17 protein-coding genes and 1 tRNA gene are annotated in these 18359 nt (G+C 61.0%); 15 read left to right on the top strand and 3 right to left on the bottom strand.

Features of this window, described 5'->3' with window-relative positions; genetic code table 11:
* The first annotated feature begins 17 nt into the window (after positions 1 to 17).
* The 12 genes from KFK14_RS17085 to KFK14_RS17030 all read left to right on the top strand — a co-directional run bounded on the left by KFK14_RS17085 (position 18) and on the right by KFK14_RS17030 (position 12338).
* Positions 18 to 1145, top strand: coding sequence for an 8-amino-7-oxononanoate synthase (locus KFK14_RS17085; protein ID WP_212608496.1), 1128 nt, complete (start codon positions 18 to 20; stop codon positions 1143 to 1145).
* On the top strand, positions 1142 to 1804 hold the full coding sequence (gene bioD, locus KFK14_RS17080) for a dethiobiotin synthase (RefSeq protein WP_212608495.1): 663 nt from the start codon (positions 1142 to 1144) through the stop codon (positions 1802 to 1804). The genes KFK14_RS17085 and bioD overlap by 4 nt, the downstream gene beginning before the upstream one ends.
* The gene (locus KFK14_RS17075) at positions 1801 to 3054 is read left to right on the top strand and encodes an adenosylmethionine--8-amino-7-oxononanoate transaminase (RefSeq protein WP_212608494.1); all 1254 of its coding nucleotides are present in this window, start codon (positions 1801 to 1803) and stop codon (positions 3052 to 3054) included. Before bioD ends, KFK14_RS17075 begins: the two co-directional genes overlap by 4 nt.
* Positions 3055 to 3135: 81 nt before the next feature.
* Positions 3136 to 3354 (top strand): translation initiation factor IF-1, encoded by a 219-nt coding sequence (gene infA / locus KFK14_RS17070; RefSeq protein WP_037524582.1) that lies wholly within the window; start codon positions 3136 to 3138, stop codon positions 3352 to 3354.
* 15 nt (positions 3355 to 3369) lie between these two features.
* Positions 3370 to 3942, top strand: a complete 573-nt coding sequence (locus KFK14_RS17065) for a Maf family protein (protein WP_212608493.1) — start codon at positions 3370 to 3372, stop codon at positions 3940 to 3942.
* Positions 3935 to 4924, top strand: coding sequence for a ribonuclease E/G family protein (locus KFK14_RS17060; protein ID WP_212608492.1), 990 nt, complete (start codon positions 3935 to 3937; stop codon positions 4922 to 4924). Before KFK14_RS17065 ends, KFK14_RS17060 begins: the two co-directional genes overlap by 8 nt.
* The gene (yacG, locus tag KFK14_RS17055) at positions 4914 to 5093 is read left to right on the top strand and encodes a DNA gyrase inhibitor YacG (RefSeq protein WP_212608491.1); all 180 of its coding nucleotides are present in this window, start codon (positions 4914 to 4916) and stop codon (positions 5091 to 5093) included. Before KFK14_RS17060 ends, yacG begins: the two co-directional genes overlap by 11 nt.
* A 72-nt stretch (positions 5094 to 5165) precedes the next feature.
* Positions 5166 to 5241, top strand: a tRNA-Phe gene (locus KFK14_RS17050).
* 500 nt (positions 5242 to 5741) lie between these two features.
* The gene (locus tag KFK14_RS17045) at positions 5742 to 7235 is read left to right on the top strand and encodes an aldehyde dehydrogenase family protein (RefSeq protein ID WP_246524680.1); all 1494 of its coding nucleotides are present in this window, start codon (positions 5742 to 5744) and stop codon (positions 7233 to 7235) included.
* Positions 7236 to 7272: 37 nt separating this feature from the next.
* Complete coding sequence (locus KFK14_RS17040; RefSeq protein WP_212608490.1) at positions 7273 to 9387, top strand: PQQ-dependent dehydrogenase, methanol/ethanol family; 2115 nt, start codon at positions 7273 to 7275, stop codon at positions 9385 to 9387.
* A gap of 4 nt (positions 9388 to 9391) precedes the next feature.
* Positions 9392 to 9808 (top strand): putative quinol monooxygenase, encoded by a 417-nt coding sequence (locus KFK14_RS17035; protein WP_212608489.1) that lies wholly within the window; start codon positions 9392 to 9394, stop codon positions 9806 to 9808.
* Between the two features lie 58 nt (positions 9809 to 9866).
* Positions 9867 to 12338, top strand: a complete 2472-nt coding sequence (locus KFK14_RS17030) for a TonB-dependent receptor (RefSeq protein WP_212608488.1) — start codon at positions 9867 to 9869, stop codon at positions 12336 to 12338.
* 34 nt (positions 12339 to 12372) lie between these two features.
* Here KFK14_RS17030 and KFK14_RS17025 read toward each other — a convergent pair whose 3' ends face one another.
* Positions 12373 to 13095: a TetR/AcrR family transcriptional regulator gene (locus KFK14_RS17025; protein ID WP_212608487.1), complete on the bottom strand. Its 723-nt coding sequence runs from the start codon at positions 13093 to 13095 to the stop codon at positions 12373 to 12375.
* 188 nt (positions 13096 to 13283) lie between these two features.
* Here KFK14_RS17025 and KFK14_RS17020 point away from each other — a divergent pair, with 188 nt between their 5' ends.
* Positions 13284 to 14477, top strand: coding sequence for a cytochrome P450 (locus KFK14_RS17020; protein WP_212608486.1), 1194 nt, complete (start codon positions 13284 to 13286; stop codon positions 14475 to 14477).
* A 100-nt stretch (positions 14478 to 14577) separates the two neighbouring features.
* Complete coding sequence (locus tag KFK14_RS17015; protein WP_212608485.1) at positions 14578 to 15741, top strand: iron-containing alcohol dehydrogenase; 1164 nt, start codon at positions 14578 to 14580, stop codon at positions 15739 to 15741.
* A 7-nt stretch (positions 15742 to 15748) separates the two neighbouring features.
* On the opposite strand, the gene KFK14_RS17010 is transcribed toward KFK14_RS17015, so the two are convergent.
* Complete coding sequence (locus KFK14_RS17010) at positions 15749 to 16594, bottom strand: AraC family transcriptional regulator (RefSeq protein WP_212608484.1); 846 nt, start codon at positions 16592 to 16594, stop codon at positions 15749 to 15751.
* 221 nt (positions 16595 to 16815) lie between these two features.
* On the opposite strand from KFK14_RS17010, the gene KFK14_RS17005 reads away from it, so the two are divergent.
* A complete protein-coding gene (locus KFK14_RS17005; protein ID WP_212608483.1) occupies positions 16816 to 17574 on the top strand; it encodes an SDR family NAD(P)-dependent oxidoreductase in 759 nt (252 codons plus the stop codon).
* Between the two features lie 64 nt (positions 17575 to 17638).
* Here KFK14_RS17005 and KFK14_RS17000 read toward each other — a convergent pair whose 3' ends face one another.
* Complete coding sequence (locus tag KFK14_RS17000; RefSeq protein WP_212608482.1) at positions 17639 to 18286, bottom strand: pentapeptide repeat-containing protein; 648 nt, start codon at positions 18284 to 18286, stop codon at positions 17639 to 17641.
* Positions 18287 to 18359 lie beyond the last annotated feature (73 nt).

The raw sequence follows: 18359 nt of genomic DNA, 5'->3' as shown, positions 1-18359 counted from the left end.
GCGCCTAAAGGGGCGGCATGGCGATCTGGGAAACGCATATCCGGCAACTTGCCCTGCTTGAAGAAAAAGGCCGCCTGCGCGCGCTTTCTCCGCGCACTGGCCGGGACTTCGCATCCAACGATTATCTTGGCCTGGCGTCGGACCCGACGATCGCGCAGGCGGTGGCGGATGCGATCGGGAATGGCGTGCCGGTCGGTTCCGGCGGGTCGCGCCTGTTGCGCGGCAATGCGCCGGAGCATGAGGCGCTGGAGGCGAAGGCGGCCGCATTTTTCGGGGTGGAAGCGGCGCTGTTCCTAGCCAATGGTTTTGCCGCAAATCTCGCGCTTTTCTCCACTCTGCCCCAGCGGGGCGACCTTGTGGTGGCCGACGAGCTGATCCATGCCAGCGTTCATGACGGGCTGCGCCAGTCGAAAGCAGCAACTCTCTTTGCTCGCCACAATGATCCGCAATCCTTCCATGATCTCATCGCCGGATGGCGCGCGAAGGGGGGCAAGGGAACAGTCTGGATCGCCGCGGAAACGCTCTACAGCATGGATGGCGATATCGCGCCCATCGATGCGCTGGCGGCGATAGCCGACCGCCATAGCGCCATGCTGGTGCTGGATGAGGCTCATGGAACAGGTGTGTTCGGGCACAAGGGCAAGGGCATCGCGGCGCATCTGGATGGGCAGGCCAATGTCGTCTCGCTCCATACCTGCGGCAAGGCGCTGGGTGCGGAGGGCGCGTTGATCTGCGGCCCACGGCTGGCGATCGACTATCTGGTCAATCGTGCGAGGCCGTTCATCTTCTCGACCGCGCCATCGCCCTTGATGGCGGTGGCGGCGAGCGCTGCGTTGGATCGCGTGGCCGACGGAGACGATCTGCGGTCGCGGCTGTCCGAATTGCGGGGGGAGGCGGATGACGCGATCTGCGCGCGGCTGGGGCTGCCCATGTCGCGCAGCCAGATCATCCCGATCATGATCGGTGACGACAAGCGCACCATGGCGGCTGCGGCGGCGCTGCAAGCGGCGGGCCTGGACGTGCGCGGCATTCGCCCACCGACCGTTCCCACCGGGACTTCGCGATTGCGCATCTCCCTGACGCTGAATGTTGGGAAGGGCGATATCCGCGAACTCGGCGAAATCGTGCAAGGCATCATCCCATGACCCAGGCCCTTGTCGTGACTGGCACCGATACGGGCATAGGCAAGACTGTCTTTGCAGCCGGTCTGGCGGGTGCGCTCGGCGCGCACTATTGGAAGCCGGTGCAGGCGGGCGTCGATCCAGAGGGAGACAGCGAGACCGTCGCGCGCCTCTCCGGTCTGTCGCCCGATCATATTCTGCCGGAGGCTTATCGGCTGACGGTCCCCGCTTCGCCGCATCTTGCCGCCCGGATGGATGGCGTGACCATCGATCCTGCGCGTCTCGCGCTGCCGGTGCTGGGGAGGCAGCGGCTGGTCGTCGAGGGGGCGGGCGGCGTACTGGTTCCGCTGTCCGAAAGCCTCAGCATGGCGGACCTGTTCGCCAGGTGGCAGGCGCCGGTCATCCTTTGCGCCCGCACAGGGCTGGGCACGATCAACCATAGCCTGTTGAGCATAGAGGCGCTCAAGGCGCGGGGCGTGCCCATGCTCGGCGTCATCTTCATCGGCGAGCCGCATGGCGAGAATGAGCGGATCGTGCCGATGCTGGGCCAAGTCAGGTCACTGGGCAGGCTGTCTGTAATCGACCCGCTGACGCCCGGCGGCCTTGCGCGCGCGATGCGCGAATGCGTTGATATATCGGCAATCGAGGCGGCGCTCGATGCGACGATCGAGAGCAAGCCTTGAGCTCGCCGGTCTGGCATCCCTTCACCCAGCATGGGCTGAAGGAAGCGGTCCCTCACATCGTGCGCGGCGAGGGAGCGGTTCTCCATACGGCTGATGGCCGGACGCTGATCGACGGCATTTCGAGCTGGTGGGTGACCACGCATGGCCATTGCCATCCGCGCATCGCGGCGGCCATTGCGGAGCAGGCGTCTCGGCTGGATCAGGTGATTTTCGCCGGATACACCCACGATCCGGCAGAGGAGGTCGCGCGGGGCCTTGTGGAGATGACGCCGGAGCCGCTGGCCCATGTCTTTTTTTCCGACAGCGGATCGACGGCGGTGGAAGTCGCGCTGAAGATGGCGCTTGGATATTGGCACAATATCGGAAACCCCCGGCACCGCATCCTGGTGCTGCAGCATGGCTATCATGGCGACACGATCGGCACGATGTCAGTGGGAGAAAGGGGGGTCTATAATCGCGCCTACGCTCCGTTGCTGTTCGACGTATCGACAATTCCCTTTCCAGCGATTGGTGTCGAAAAAGAGACGTTGCTCGCGCTGGAGGCCGCCTGTTCCGCCGGTGAGCCGCCCGCTGCCTTCATTGTGGAGCCGCTGATCCTGGGTGCAGGCGGCATGCTTACTTATGATGCTATGATCCTGCGCGAGATGGCCGACATCTGCGCCCGCTATGGTGTCCTGTTCATCGCCGACGAGGTGATGACGGGATGGGGGCGGACAGGCACATTCCTGGCTTGCGAGCAGGCGGGCGTGACGCCGGACATCTTATGCCTGTCCAAAGGGATTACCGGTGGATCGCTGCCGCTGGCGGTCACGCTGGCGACGAAGCCGATTTTCGACGCCCATTATTCCACCGACCGGTCGCGGCAATTCTTCCATTCCAGCAGCTATACCGCGAACCCGATCGCCTGCGCCGCCGCGGCCGCCAATATTGCGATATGGCGGGAGGAGGATGTGCTCGCGTCCGTCGACCGGCTGTCGCGTAGACTCGCGGAGCATATGGCGACACTCGCTGCGCACCCGGCATTCGAGAATTCACGTCAGGCCGGTGCGATAGCTGCGATCGACATGAAGGTAAGGGATGCCGGCTATCTTTCCGATCTCGTGCCAAAGCTCCGCGCATTCTTTCTGGACCGCGGTATCTTGCTGCGGCCGCTTGGCAACACCATCTATGTCATGCCGCCTTATTGTATCGATGACGATCAACTGGCGCACATCTTCGATGCGATAGGAAAGTCTGCAGCCTTGTCCTGACGACGATGGGCACGGTTCGGCTTTTCATTCGCGGCTTTTGGCGCTATGGCGGCGCGAATTTTCTCAGGCTTATCGGAATATATGGCGAAAGAAGAACTTCTTGAAATGCGCGGATCGGTTGTGGAGCTTCTCCCCAACGCCATGTTCCGCGTGAAGTTGGAAAATGATCACGAAATCCTCGGCCACACCGCTGGCAAGATGCGCAAGAACCGCATCCGCGTGCTGGTGGGCGACGAAGTGCTTGTCGAACTGACGCCTTATGATCTGACCAAGGGTCGGATTACCTACCGCTTCAAATAATCGGAATTGGGCGAGATGCGCCTGATCCTTGCATCGGCATCGCCGCGCCGCCTCGATTTGCTGAAGCAGATCGGCGTGACTCCTGATGCCGTTGATCCCGCCGACATTGACGAAACTCCGCGCAAAGACGAGCCGCCTGCGCGTTACGCCGCGCGTGTTGCGGCGGAGAAGGGCGCGGCCGTGGCCGAGCGCCATCCCGGCGCCCTGATCCTGTCCGGCGACACCATTGTTGCCGCTGGCCGCCGCATATTGCCCAAAGCGGAAACCGTGCAGGATGCGCGCATGTGTCTGGAACTGTTATCCGGCCGCCGTCATCGTGTGCTGAGCGCAGTCACCCTGATCGCGCCGGATGGAAAGGCGCGTCATCGGTTGTCGGAGAGCATCGTCACGTTCAAGCGTCTGCATCCCGATGAGATCGACGCTTATATCGCAAGCGGAGAGTGGGAAGGGAAAGCGGGCGGATACGCCATACAGGGGCGCGCCGCCGGGCTGATCCGCACTATTCAGGGCAGTCATCCTGGGATCATGGGGCTGCCGCTCTATGAGGTGCGGACCTTGCTTCTTGCAGTGGGATATCCTTGTGACTGAATGGCTATATGAGGAAGGCGTTGGCGAAAGCCGGGCTGCGCTGATTGAAAAGGGCCGGCTGGCCGAGGCGTTGGTCGAGCGTGAGGGACGCCATGTGCTGGCCGGGGCCGTGGCGCAGGGGCGGCTGGTCCGCACCGTCATTCCCCGAAAACGCGGCATCGCCCGCCTCGACAGCGGCGAGGAAGTGCTGATCGAGCCGATCCCACCGAAGATCGCCGAGGGCGCGGTCGTGCTCATCGATATTCTGCGCGAGCGCATTGGCGAGGAAGGACGCGACAAGCTGGCCAAGGGGCGCATTGCCCAGCCGGGGACGAAGGCGCGGCCGGGACCGAGTCTGCTTCAGCGGCTGCGCGCGACCGGCATCCCGATCACCCCCTGTCCGGCGCATGAGGAGGATCGGCTGGAGGCGCATGGCTGGTCCGAAACGCTGGAGGAGGCCATGACCGGCGATGTCGGCGCGGAAGATGCGGCGCTCCGCATTTTCCTGACGCCCGCCATGATCCTGATCGACGTTGACGGCTCGTTGCCCCCGGCGCAGCTAGGTCCGAAGGGTGCGAAGCTGGCCGCGCAGGCGATCCGGCGTATGGGGCTGGCAGGTTCCATTGGCATCGATCTGCCGACAATGAACAACAAGGATGAGCGCGCCATCGCAGCGGCGCAGATCGACAAGATCTTGCCGCTGCCGTTCGAGCGGACCGCCGTAAACGGTTTCGGGTTCATCCAGATCATCCGCAAACGGGAACGGCCAAACCTGATGGAGATTGTGCGGGAGGATAAGGTGCTGACCGCAGCTCTTGCGCTTATCCGCCGGGGAGAACGGCATGGCAATGGCGGCCCGGTGACGCTGGTTTCCGCGCCGGCCGTGATCGACAGATTGCACAAAGCGCCGGACTGGATTGCCATCCTGGAGCGCCGTCGCGGTGGCCATGTCAGCTTGCGCGCCGATGCTGCGCTCGCCATATCCGCTGGCTATGCCGAATAAGACTCATGTCTGCCCCGTTTGCGGCAAGCCGCAGACGCAGGAACAACGCCCCTTCTGCTCGACCGCCTGCCGGGATCGGGACCTTCTCCAGTGGCTGGGGGAGGGGTATCGGGTTCCCGGACGGCCCGTTGCAAACGAGTCAAGCAATCATGAAAATGACGAGGATTAAAGGGTAGACATCAGGCCCGGCCCGCGCCTATAGGCAGCGCTCCCAATCGCGCCACACTTCGCTGGCGCGCTCGCCCGGGTAGCTCAGTTGGTAGAGCATGCGACTGAAAATCGCAGTGTCGGCGGTTCGACTCCGTCCCCGGGCACCATTTCCCTGTTCATCATTGTTCGTTGCCGGCCGCAAATGACGGAATGGTCCGGCTCCCGTCCTCCGTATCCAGGCGGCGCCTGATTTTTTGCATTCCGGCAAGCAGAATGTCTGGAAGGCGCGGGCAGACGGGCCATGGCGTGCAGGCGTAATAAGGGGCAATTTCTCCGGTGGCGTCATGTGGGAGCAGTTCGCCAAGACCGTTGTTGAGAATCGCGCGAACGGATCGATGCCGCAATCCATATTTCGCCGGTCACGGGACAGTCCATTGCAATGATTGCCTGGTGATGCGCGTCCCTTTGGTCGCCTGAAGCCTGTGATTTAAGCCATCTGACGTGGGTCATTTCCCCGCCAGAAATTTTTGTTGCACGCTGCCTAATAAACTGTAACATGTGTGTGCGTTTTAATCGTATCGATATAAGAACGATGGGACGGAGAGGACATGCCAGATAACGCTCTTACCAAGGGGGTGAACGCGCGTACCGGACGGGAGCCGCGTTCGTGAGCCAGCAACAGCCGACGGCGCAGGTCGCCGCTTTCCTCAACCGCGCGCACGCCATGCTCATTGGCGGCGATTGGGTCCGCGATGCGAGCGCTGGCGAGACGTCTATACTCGACCCGGCGACGGGGGCGTCCGTTGCGTCGGTTCCGGCGGGAGGGCAGCAGGAAGTCGATCGGGCAGTTGTCGCCGCAAGGGCCAGTTTCGCTGATGCCCGCTGGCGGGGCCTGCCCGCCAATGAGCGTCGCCGCATTCTGTGGCGTTTCGCTGATCTTATCGAAGCAAATAAGGGCGAATTCACGCAACTCGAAGTGATCGATAATGGCATGCCGCTGGCGTTTGCGGAGTGGGAGATCAGCGCGTGCGTCGATTGGCTCCGTAATGCTGCAGGTCTGGCTACGCAGCTTTATGGCCGCAATGCGTCCAGCGCGATGTCGGGCGGTGGCATGGATATGCACGCCTATACGGAGGTCAGTCCGGTCGGCGTCGTTGCGCTGATTGTCCCGTGGAATGCGCCAGCCGGAAACCTGATGATCAAGCTCGCGCCTGCGCTTGCCGCCGGCAATAGCTGTGTCGTGAAACCGGCTGAGGAAACGCCGCTGTCCACGCTGCGGCTTGCCGAACTGGCACTGGAGGCCGGGATTCCCGAAGGCGTTTTGAACGTCGTCCTTGGCCTTGGGCATGTCGCTGGGCAGGCTCTGGCGGATCATCCCGGTGTCGACAAGATTTCGTTCACCGGCTCCACTGAGACGGGAAAGAAGATTGTCCGGGCGTCTGCCGGCAATTTGAAGCGTGTGACGCTGGAGCTTGGGGGAAAATCACCCGCTATCGTTTTCGATGACGCTGATCTGGAAGCCACGATCCCGCAAGTCGCCATGGGCATTTTCGCCAATACCGGACAGGTCTGCTTCGCCGGGTCCCGGCTGTATGTTCAGCGCGGCGTCTATGACAAGGTGGTTGCGGGCGTGGCGGATTTCGCGCGTTCGCTCAAGATCGGCAGCGGCTTCGACCCGGCCAATATGCTCGGCCCCCTCATTTCCCGGAAACAGCGTGACCGCGTAACCGGCTTTATCGGTAGCGGCCGGGAGCAGGGTGGCGAGGTTGTGACTGGCGGAAACGCGGTCGGCGACAGCGGCTTTTTCGTCGAGCCGACGATCTTCGCGAACGTCCATCGCAATATGGACATCATGCGTGAGGAGATTTTCGGCCCGGTGCTGGTGGCGACGCCGTTCGACGGGATGGATGAGGTCGTCTCTGCCGCGAACGACACCCGCTATGGGCTGGGCGCCGGGATTTTCTCGCGTGACGTCAACAAGGTGCATCTGATTGCGCGCCGCCTGGAGGCGGGCAATGTCTGGGTGAACTGCTATGGCGTCGTCCACCCCTCGCTCCCGTTCGGCGGGTTCAAGGAAAGCGGGTGGGGCCGGGAAATGGGTGCGGAAGGGTTCGCAGCCTTCACGGAGGTCAAGTCGGTATTCGTGAAACTGACGGCGTAACCCGGTCACAGAGCCGAATCGCCAAAGGGAGAAGGTGATGGGTAAGTCGCGTTGGATATTGGCGTCGGCTTTTGTGGCGATAGTTGTTGCCACTGCCTCTTGCGCCCCGCGGCAAGCGGAGGTTTCCTCTCCCGCGCGCGACCGGCTGGCCGAAGCCGCAAGTGAACCGCAAAACTGGCTGACCCACGGCGGCACCTATGATGAGCAGCGCTTCTCCAGCCTGGCCTCAATCAACGCAACAAATATTGGGCAGCTCGGTCTTGCATGGTTCCATGATCTGGGCACCACGCGCGGGCTGGAGGCGACGCCGCTGGTGGTCGACGGCGTCATGTATGTCACAATGCCTTGGAGCAAGGTCGTTGCACTGGATGCGGAGACCGGGCGCGAGATTTGGACTTATGATCCGCAGGTGCCCGGCAGCTTCGGTGTCAGCGCCTGCTGCGATGTCGTCAATCGTGGCGCGGCATATCATGACGGGCGCGTTTTCGTCGGCACGATCGACGGCCGTCTGATCGCCCTGGACGCAAAGAGCGGGACGCTTGTCTGGTCCGTGCAGACGACTGATCGTGACAAGCCCTACACCATCACCGGCGCGCCGCGCGTGGCGCGTGGTAAAGTCTATATCGGCAATGGCGGCGCTGAATATGGCGTGCGCGGCTATGTTTCTGCTTATGATGAAAAGACCGGGCAACTGGCGTGGCGTTTTTATACCGTCCCCGGCGACCCGTCGAAGCCGGACAACGCAGCGTCCGACGCCATCATGGCGAAGCTGGGCCGTGCCACCTGGTTCGGCGACGCCTATTGGAAATTCGGCGGTGGCGGCACCGTCTGGGATTCGATCGTCTATGATCCCGATCTCAACCGGCTCTACATCGGCGTCGGCAATGGCGGGCCATGGAACCGCAAGATCCGGTCTGAGGATAAGGGCGACAATCTGTTTCTTGGTTCTGTGGTCGCGCTCGACCCAGACACCGGCGCCTATATCTGGCATTATCAGGAGACGCCGGGCGACACGTGGGACTTCACTTCGACCCAGCAGATCACACTTGCGACGCTGAGGATCGAAGGGCGCGATCGCAAGGTCATCATGCACGCGCCGAAAAACGGCTTTTTCTATGTGATCGACCGGGAAACCGGGAAGCTGATCTCCGCCGACAAATTTGTGCCGGTGAACTGGGCGGAGAAAGTCGATCTCGCCACTGGCCGTCCGGTCGAGTCGGAGGGCGCGCGGTTTCAGGACAAGCCCTTCCTGGCGAATTCCGGCGCATCGGGCGCGCACAACTGGCACCCGATGGCTTACAGCCCTGCAACCGGCCTTATGTATATTCCGGCGCAGCAGGTGCCCTTCCTTTACGTCAAGGACTCGAAATTCCGGTATCAGCCCGGTCTCTGGGCGCTTGGCGTTGATATGATGAGCACGCCGCTTCCCCAGACGCCTGCCGAAATCGCGGCAATGAAGCAGGCGCTGCAGGGCCGCCTGATCGCCTGGGACCCTGTGGCGCGCAAGGAAGTATGGCGCGCACCCCATTCGGGCACATGGAATGGCGGCATTCTCGCAACCGCCGGCAATCTCGTTTTCCAGGGCCTCTCCGACGCCACCTTTCGCGCCTATCAGGCGGACAATGGCAAAGAATTGTGGAAGTTCGATGCGCAGACGCCGATCCTGCCTGGCGCCATTTCCTATAGCGTCAAGGGCACGCAATATGTCGCGATCGCAGCCGGCAATGGCGGCGGCTTTGCCCTGTCGCTTCCCGCTTTCGACGGACCTCGCCCCCGTCCGACCGGACGGGTCCTAGTGTTCAAGCTTGACGGTAACGCCAAGTTACCGCCGGTCGAGGGTGGCGTCATGGATGCCAATCCGTCTTCAGACCGCTTCACCCAGGCTCAGGTGGAGGAAGGCAATCAGCTCTTTGGCCAGATATGCGCCGCCTGCCATGGCATGGGGACTATCAGCGGCGGCATTGTACCCGATCTGCGGCGCTCCGGCGCGCTGGCCGACAAGGACATGTGGCAACAGATCGTGATCGGTGGCGCTCTTGAAAGCCAGGGCATGGTCGGTTTCGCCAAATATCTCTCGCCCCAACAGGCGGAGACGATCCGGGGTTATGTCTCGGCGCAGGCGGACAAGCTCAAGGCAAAGGGGAAGGAGTGAGGACATGCCGACGCTGCTGACCCACATCCTCGTCAAACCGCACGCGCAGGAGCGATGGGAGGAAATCCTCCGCGATATGGTGCGGCACACTCATGCCGAGGAGCCGGGATGCCTCCGCTACGAATATTGGCGGGGACAGGAGCCGGGGCGCTACTACGCCTTATTGTCTTTCGAGGATGTACAAGCCTTCTACGCGCATCAGGTGAGCGCCTATCACGACCATTATCTCGACGATTTCGCGGATATGTTCAGCGACATGCGGCTGGAATGGATTGATCCGGTAACCGATGGCGGTTCGGGCCTGCCCCGGACCCTTAGCGCGGCTCTGGATGACGATGCGCCCGCGAAATTGAGGACGCAACTCGCCCTTTACCCGATCCTTGTCGCCCAATGGTGGAGGGACGCAGACCCAGGAAGCTGAGGCAATACCGGTCCGACCGCAGGCGACATGCGGCGGCCATTTTAACAGGAGAGGATGAATGAGTAGGACGGCATATCTGCTTGTCTCAGCGGCGGCGCTCGCCCTCGCTGCACACATACCGGCTTCGGCACAGACGGCTTCGACACCGGCGCCTCCACAGGGGGCCGATGAAGAAACCAGCGGTCTGGCCGATATTGTTGTAACGGCGACCCGCCGCGACACCAACCTGCAGCGCACAGCCATCGCGGTATCGGCGGTGGACCAGTCGATCATCGAACAGTCCAACCCTCGCTCGCTCGGTGATCTGGCCGTGTTCGTCCCCAACTTCTCGGCGGCGACCGTGACGAACTTCAATGCCGCATCCTTCTCGATGCGCGGCATTGGCCAGAACACGATCATCATTTATTTCGAGCCGCCGGTCGCCGTTCTGGTCGATGATTTCGTCATGCCTTCGGTCCAGACCCAGTTGCTCGACACATTCGATGTCGCCCAGGTGGAGGTGTTGCGCGGCCCACAGGGGACGCTGTTCGGCAAGAATACCACCGGCGGCGCAGTTGTTGTGAAAACGAAGAAGCCCGAACTCGGCACCATCGGCGCGGAACTGCGTGGCCAGGTTGGCGATTTCAAGACACGCAAGCTGCAGGGCGCGTTCAATGTGCCGATCGGCGATACCCTCGCGTTCCGCGGCGTCATTGGTTACGAATATTCGGACGGCTACTATCGCAACGGGGCCTGTTACGGGCTGGTCGTGTCCTTTGTTCCTTCAAAATTCGCCGGGCGCACCGGCTGTGGGGATGGTGAGCGCCTTGGCGGCCGGGACGTTTGGAACGCACGGGCGAAGCTGCTGTGGGAGCCGTCCAGCAATTTCAACGCCCTTCTGCAATATGAGAATATCCGGGACGATTCCGAGAGCATTCCTGGCGTCAACGAAACCAATACGGGCGTTCTGTTCGATATTCTTGGCGTCGGCCGGTCCAATCCCGCAAGCAAGGACCCGCTCAACAATGCGGGCATCAGCAACCGTGACGATACCCTGCTGTTCATGCAGAAGGGGCATCGCGTTTATGTGGACGGCCTCTATCTCAACATGAACCTGAATGTCGGGTTCGGCACCTTCACCTCGGTCAGTGGCATCCGTAAGCAGAAGTCGCGTTTGCCCAGCACCTATCCGGATCAGGCGCCGGTCGCGGCGGATGGGGAAATTCTTTCGCTGTTCGACGCATCGCGCGATGACGACCGCAAGACATGGCAGCAGGAACTTCGGTTCGCTTCCGACCTTGGCGGCGCCTTTGATTTCGTGGCCGGCGGTTTCTATCAGCATGACGAAGCAAGCTATTGCGTTACCGAGACGCTGGGCTTCCAGGATTTGGTGACTGCGCCGACACCCTACGGGACTTGGAACCAGACACCCTATATCCTCTGCAACGCGCAGAAGGGGCGTTCTACAGCGGTCTTTGCCGAGGGCACATTGAAGCTCGCGGAAGGGCTGACCCTGACTGGCGGCGCGCGTTATACCTGGGAAAAGAAACGGTGGTGGGGCCGCCAACAGGTGTTCATCCCGCAACTCAACGGCGGCAACGATCCCTCAATCATCGTCAATGAGGCGCTCGACGCCAATGTCTTCGACTATCCTGCGGGCGTCATCCAGATCGGGGCGAAAAGCAGCGATCCGACATGGCGGGCAAGCATCAGTTATCAGGCAAATCCAGACCTGTTTCTCTACGGCACCTATTCACGGGGGTTCAAAGGTGGTGGGTTCAATGACCAGATCGGTACGTTTCATCCCTTCCTGAACGCTGATGGCTCTGACAACAACGCCTTGTTCGCCGCGGCTGCGGCGGCGACCAAGCCGGAAACGGCCGACAGTTTCGAGATTGGCGTAAAGAGCGAGTTCCTGGATCGCAGGGTCCGGTTCAACGTCACCGGCTTCCATGTCACCTATAGCAATCTGCAAAAGCAGATTGTGGTGCCGTTGATAGTGAACGGCCAGCCTTTTCAGGTCACAACCTTCTTCAATGCGGCCAAGGCCGTGGTGAAGGGGGTTGAAGCGGAACTGACAGCAATCCCAGCACGGGGCCTGACGTTGCGGGGCGTATTTGGATATCAGGACGGCAAATATAAGGAATATGTGACGCCGATTCCGGCGGGCTATAATCTCGCCGATGCGCCGCTGGACCGTGCGCCGAAGGTCACCTGGTCGGCGGATGCAACCTATGAATTGCCCATCAGCGACTTCAAACTGCTGCTTAATGGCAATGTGAACTATGTCGGCCGCAACCTGTTCACCCAGTCGATCGACAGTCTTGCTGACAATACTTACCTGAACGCACGCACATTGCTGAATGCCTCGATCACTTTGGCGCAACAGGATGACAGCTATTATGTCCGCCTAATCGGTCAGAATCTCGCGGACAAGCGCTACAAGACCGCGTCGCAGGTGGTGGGCGGTCTTTGGCAGAACAGCCAATATGGTCCGCCGCGTTACTTCGGGCTGGAGGTTGGCCTCAAATTCTCCTCAGCGGCCAACTGACAAACTGGACGGCCGGGGCATGTCTCCGGCCGCCCTATTTTACGGGACCGACTTCCAGTTCGGCGCGCAGTGCCGATAACTCCTTGTGCAATTTCTCCAGCCTGTCCGCTATACGCGGCCGGAAGGCGTCATTCGCGACGCTCAGCGCCGTCATCAGGAAATTCACTTTCAACTCGCGGGCCATGCATTCGTCCGGCACCCGGCCGGTCGCCCATTTGTGAAAGAGGACATATTCCGTGTCCGTCTGATACATGGCGATCCGTTGCAGATCGATGCCGGGTAGCAATTCCCCGCGCTGTTGCGCATTGACCAGCCATTTTTCGATGCGTTGATAGGGCACGCTGCGCAGATCCTGTAAAACGGCTTCGCGCGGCTTGGACGCAAAATAAAAATTGATGATGAGCCGCGCAAACTCCGGTCCACGGAATAGTTCCTCCGCAATCCAGTCATATTCCCGGAACACTGCATCGACATCCTGCCCGCGCGGCTTGTGCGAGAGCACTGTGGTCAGCGATCCCATATGCTCGGCAAGCGCGGCATAGATAATGCCCTCACGGTCGCCAAACGCGCGATAGAGCGTCCGGGCTGCGACTCCCGCCCTATCGCAGAGCCTGGCGATCGTCAGATGCTCCTCGCCGCCCTCGTCCAATATTTCGATGGCGGTGCGCAATATCCGTGACCGCCGCGCGATCATCTCCGCACTGAGATAAGGGCCGAGGGAGCGGCGCTTCCTTGGATTTTTGCGAGGCTCAGTCATGCGGCCCCGGATAGCGCAGCCCGGCCTTCTAGAAAACCGGTTCGAAACAATGAACGAGAGTTTGGCGATCACGAGGCCATGCATGGCAATGCCAAAGAAGCGCATCCGTGTTAAGATTGACGCGCCTTCGGCCTCGGATTACCTCTCTGCAGGCGGTTGCCGCAGAGTAGCCCGATGGGAGATTCTTGATGGCTGCCCTGGCAATTCCCGACCATATTCCACCGGAACTTGTCGTCGACCTCGATATTTATGACCTGCCGGGCGCCAGCGATGACCCGCAGCGCGCCTGGCTTAACTTTCGAGGTTTCGGGCCGATCATCTGGTCGCCGCATAATGGTGGCCATTGGGTTGCTACGGAGGGTGCCGACGTCGCAGCCTTCTTTCGCGACCACAAGCGTTTCTCTAGCGCCAGCGTTACTATTCCAAGCGTACCCGCCGATCCCTTGCTGCCGCTGGAGGCGGACCCGCCCACGCATGGCGATTATCGCCGGGCGATCATGTCCTTCCTTACGCCTGTCCGCGTCCGCGCGTTGGAACAGGACATTCGCGTCCTTACCGGCGAATTGATCGATGGCTTTCTTCCGGCTGGCGCTTGCGAATTTATTGGAGACTTTGCGCATCGATTGCCGCTGATCATCGTGTTGCGGCTCCTCGACCTTCCGATTGCCGATCGCGCCTGGTTGCATGCCCGCACCGAAGTTTTTGCGCGCCATCCCGATCTTGAAGCCAAGCTTACCGCTTATGGCGAAGTGCGCGCTTATCTTGATGACCGGATCGCCGAGCGCTGCTCCAAGCCGGGCGACGATTTGATCAGCCATCTCCTGTCGGCGGAGGTCGATGGCCGTCCGTTGAACTCCGGCGAACTGTTATCCACCTGCACCATGGTTACCTTTGCCGGTCTTGATACCGTGGCGGCTATGTTTGGCTTCATCGCGCTCTTTCTGGCGCGGAACGCAGAGATGCGGCGCTTTATCGTCGGCCATCCCGACCATATGTCCGCAATCGTGCCGGAGCTACTGCGCCGTTATGCCACCAGCAATATGGGCCGGGTGCTGGCGGAAGATGTGGTGCATAACGGCGTGACGATGAAGCGCGGCGATCATATCATGCTGTCGCCGAGCCTCCATAACCTTGATCCGGCGATCTTCCCCGACCCCGAACGGATCGATTTCGGCAGGCCGCCGCGTCACATCAGCTTCGGTACAGGCGTGCATAGCTGCGCTGGCGCCCAGCTTGCTAGGATGGAGGTTCAGATATTCATTGAGGAATGGCTCCGCCGCATCCCGGACTTTTCGGTCGCCGCAGGTGCTGAAGTCCCGGCGCGTGCGGGGCCGGTCAACACCATCGATCATCTCCCTCTGGTGTGGAAACCGCCATCATAGTTGAGCGCCATAACGCATAAGTGGCGCAAGCACTCTCTGATCCATTAGCTTGTGGTTCCAGAAGCAGGCGTCATGATGCGATGACCGAGGGGAGAGAGGAATGGCGTTCAATATCACCCTGCCGCGATTGATGCGGATCGGCGCGGGCGCTGTGCGGGATCTGACCGAGGTTCTAACGTCGTTCGGGCTTAGCCGTCCGTTGATCGTAACCGACCGCTTTCTGTTTGAAACAGGGCGGGCTGCGATGCTGCAGGATGCCGTTGCCGCAGCAGGACTGGAGGCTCGGATATTCTTCGACACAGTGGCTGAGCCAACGGCGGCATCCATTGAAGCGGCCCTGGCTTTTCTTCTGGAAGGCGATAATGATTGCGTGGTCGGTTTCGGCGGCGGCAGCCCGATCGACAGTGCAAAGGCGATCGCCGTGCTTGCCGTTCATGGCGGGCGCTGCCGCGACTATAAGGCGCCGCATCTCCAGGATATGCCGGGGTTGCCTATCATCGCCATTCCGACGACTGCGGGCACTGGTTCGGAAGCTACGCGCTTCACAATCATCACCGATGAAGTCAGCGACGAGAAAATGCTCTGTGCGGGCCTCGCCTATCTTCCAGTCGCGGCGCTCATTGACTTTGAGCTGACTCTGACGATGCCGCCCCGCTTGACTGCGGATACGGGGATAGATGCGTTGACGCATGCGATGGAAGCCTATGTGTCGCGGCGCGCAAACCCATTTTCGGACGGATTTGCCCTATCAGCGATGCGAGCGATCGCGCCGAATCTCCGCCGTGTCTGGGCTGATCCGGGCAATCGTCAGGCTCGCGAGGCGATGATGCTCGGTTCGACGCAGGCGGGGATAGCCTTTTCAAACGCCAGCGTTGCGCTTGTGCATGGGATGAGCCGGCCGATCGGTGCGCATTTCCATGTGCCGCATGGATTGTCGAATGCTATGCTGCTGCCAATGGTGACGGCCTTCTCCGCGCCTGCGGCACTGGCCCGTTACGCCGACTGCGCCCGCGCCATGGCCATTGCAGGGGATGAGGAAAGCAATCAGGGAGCGGTCGGCAAGCTGTTGGAAGAACTGGAGCGGTTAAACGCAGACCTGCAAGTTCCGTCTCCAGCAGCCTATGGCATTGATCCTGACAAATGGTTCGCCTTGTTGCCCCTCATGGCGGAACAGGCGCTCGCCTCCGGATCGCCAGGTAATAACCCCATTGTCCCGACCGTCGAACAGATGGTGGAAATCTATCGCCACGCATGGGCTGCTTAGCGTGCGGTCAAGCGGCTGAGGCCCGTTCTTCGATCAGCGCGTTCTGCATCGCGATGGCGTTGCGCTTCGGCGGCGCGCCAAACATGCGCGCATATTCGCGGCTGAATTGCGAAGGACTTTCATAGCCGACCTGAAAGCATGCCGTTTCGACATTGACGGCGGTCGAGACCATAAGGCGGCGCGCCTCCAGCAAGCGCAGTTGCTTTTGATATTGAAGCGGCGTCATCGAGGTCAGCGCCTTGAACTTACGGTGAAAGGCGGAAGGGCTTAGCCGGGCGATGGCGGCGAGTTCTTCAATCCTTACAGTTTCCCTGAAGCGATCCCGCAAATCGTGCAAGGCGTCCATCACTGGACGCGACGGGCTGTTCGCCAGGGTCATTCTGGCGATGTCGCCGCTATGCGGACCGGTGAGTAGCCAGTAGCAGATTTCCCGCATGATTACGGGATATAGCGCCGATATCGCCTGCGGCGTGTCGAGCAACCGCACAAGGCGCAGCGCGCAATCGGCGAGCGGTCCCTGAAAATCCGTCACGAGGACGCCCCGGCCAGGCTCTCCATTCGATCTGGGCGGTTCCTTCAGGCCTTCGGCGACGCTTCGCATGATAGCGACATCCAGCTCAAACGCGAGAACCAGGCACGGTTCGCCGGGTGTCGCCTCGATCACACGGCCGACAGAGGGCGTCTCCACGCCAATGACGAGCGCCTGTCCCGCCCGGTACTCCAACTGGGTGCCTCCAAACGTCGCCCATTTTGCGCCCTGGGCCACGACGCACATGGAAGGTTTGAAAATCATGTGCGCCGGCGGCTTGGGATGGTCGGACCGCATGATCGCCATGCCATCGATAGCCGTCATGAACGGAGAGTCTCCGGGATGGCGTTCTGTATATCGCAACAGCGCATCCGCCAACGGATTCATACCCATGCCTTCATGCTGAACCTGATCCAGACAATATATGTAGAGCAGGAATAGGCAAGAAATAGATCGGTTCTGGCATTCCGAGTGACGGCGTGAACGCTGCATTATGTGGCCATAATTTTCCGCCTCTCCATCCTTTCGAGAAAGAAAGCGAAGTTATGTCAGATAGTAAGATCGCAATCATTACCGGCGGCAGCCGGGGAATTGGCCGGAACACTGTGCTTTGCCTGGCCGCACGCGGCGTCCGCACGATATTCACGTATAAGTCTAATCGTGCAGAAGCGGAGAAAGTGGTGGCGCTTGCTTTGGAAGCGGGCGGGGAGGCGGTTGCTCTCCCTCTCGATGCCAGCGATGTTGCGTCGTTTGACAGCTTTGTGGATCAAGTGCGGGCCACCTTGGCTGTGCTGGGAACGGAGCGGTTCGACTATCTCGTCAACAATGCAGGCACCTCATCCAATGCGACCTTGGAGACAATCACCGAGGCGGAAATGGATGCGCTCTACAATGTGCATTTCAAGGGCGCGATGTTCTTGTCGCAGAAGCTGCTGCCGCTCATGAATGATGGCGGCCGTATCGTGAATATATCCTCCGGTCTCGCCCGTTTCGCTATGGCGGCGCGCATCGGCTATGGCCCGATCAAGGCGGCCGTGGAGGCTTTGAGCCGGAACATGGCTCTGGAACTGGCGCCGCTCCGGATCGCTGTGAATGTCGTTGCGCCAGGCGCGATCGCCACCGATTTCAGCGGTGGGATCGTCCGGGACAATCCGGAGGTGAACAAGGCGGTCGCCGCCCACACGGCGCTTGGCCGCGCTGGTTTGCCCGAAGATGTAGGACCGGTGATTGCCGGGCTGCTCTCGGATGCATTTGGCTGGGTCAATGCCCAGCGTATCGAAGTCGCTGGGGGTGTTCATATATAGGAGTTTGCCGGACGCCCGGCCAGCGTTCCAGAATGTTGGATGTGATGTGCAGGACGGGCAAGGTCTATTGCTCGTTCCGCCGCCTTTCTTTTTCCTCCGTTTGCCACACCGTCTCGCCGGTTTGCCATTGAGTCGGGCAGCCCTTGCAGTCCTTCATCCAGGCGTCCTGGAATACCGCGAAACGTAGTTTGACGCCCTCCATTGTCGCACCCTCCAGGTTCGCCTCGTAGAATTTCGCTTCCATGAGGTCCGTGTTGACGAAGCGCGCGCCATGAAAAGTCGCGCCCTTCAGCAGAGCCTTTTCCAAAGTCGCCGCCGTCATATCGCTACGGTCGAATATGGCCTTTGCCGCCCGGACGAAGGAGAGGTCAGCGCCGCGTAAGGACGCGCCGGTGAGGTTCGCCCCTCCCATGAACACTGTCGTCATGCGTGCGCCTTCCATGTCTGCGCCAGTCAGGTTCGCGCCTGAGAGATTGGCATGCCGCAGATCGGCGCGTGACAGTTTCGCTTGCGAAAGGTCCGCGCCTGTCAGGTCGGCATTGGATAGGTCGGCGAAGCGGAGGTCCGCGCCGGGGCATTTCGCCGCGGGTCCAATGTGGCATCCATTGATGATCCATGGGTCGGGGCGTTCTTCGACATTGACGATCACCTGTTGCGCCTGAACGGGGGCGGCGATGCACAGGGCGGCATATATAAAACTGGCTATTCGCATGGCGTCATCCTCGGAAAGCAAGGCCGCCCGGCACGACCGGCGAGGGAGGTCGCTGGTCGTGCCGGGCGGCGGT

Origin of the sequence: Sphingobium phenoxybenzoativorans, assembly GCF_018286635.1 — a bacterium.
In the GTDB taxonomy this organism is placed as follows: domain Bacteria; phylum Pseudomonadota; class Alphaproteobacteria; order Sphingomonadales; family Sphingomonadaceae; genus Sphingobium; species Sphingobium phenoxybenzoativorans.
The sequence above is the reverse complement of the archived record's forward strand: the minus strand, read 5'-3'. Positions and strand labels throughout refer to the sequence as shown.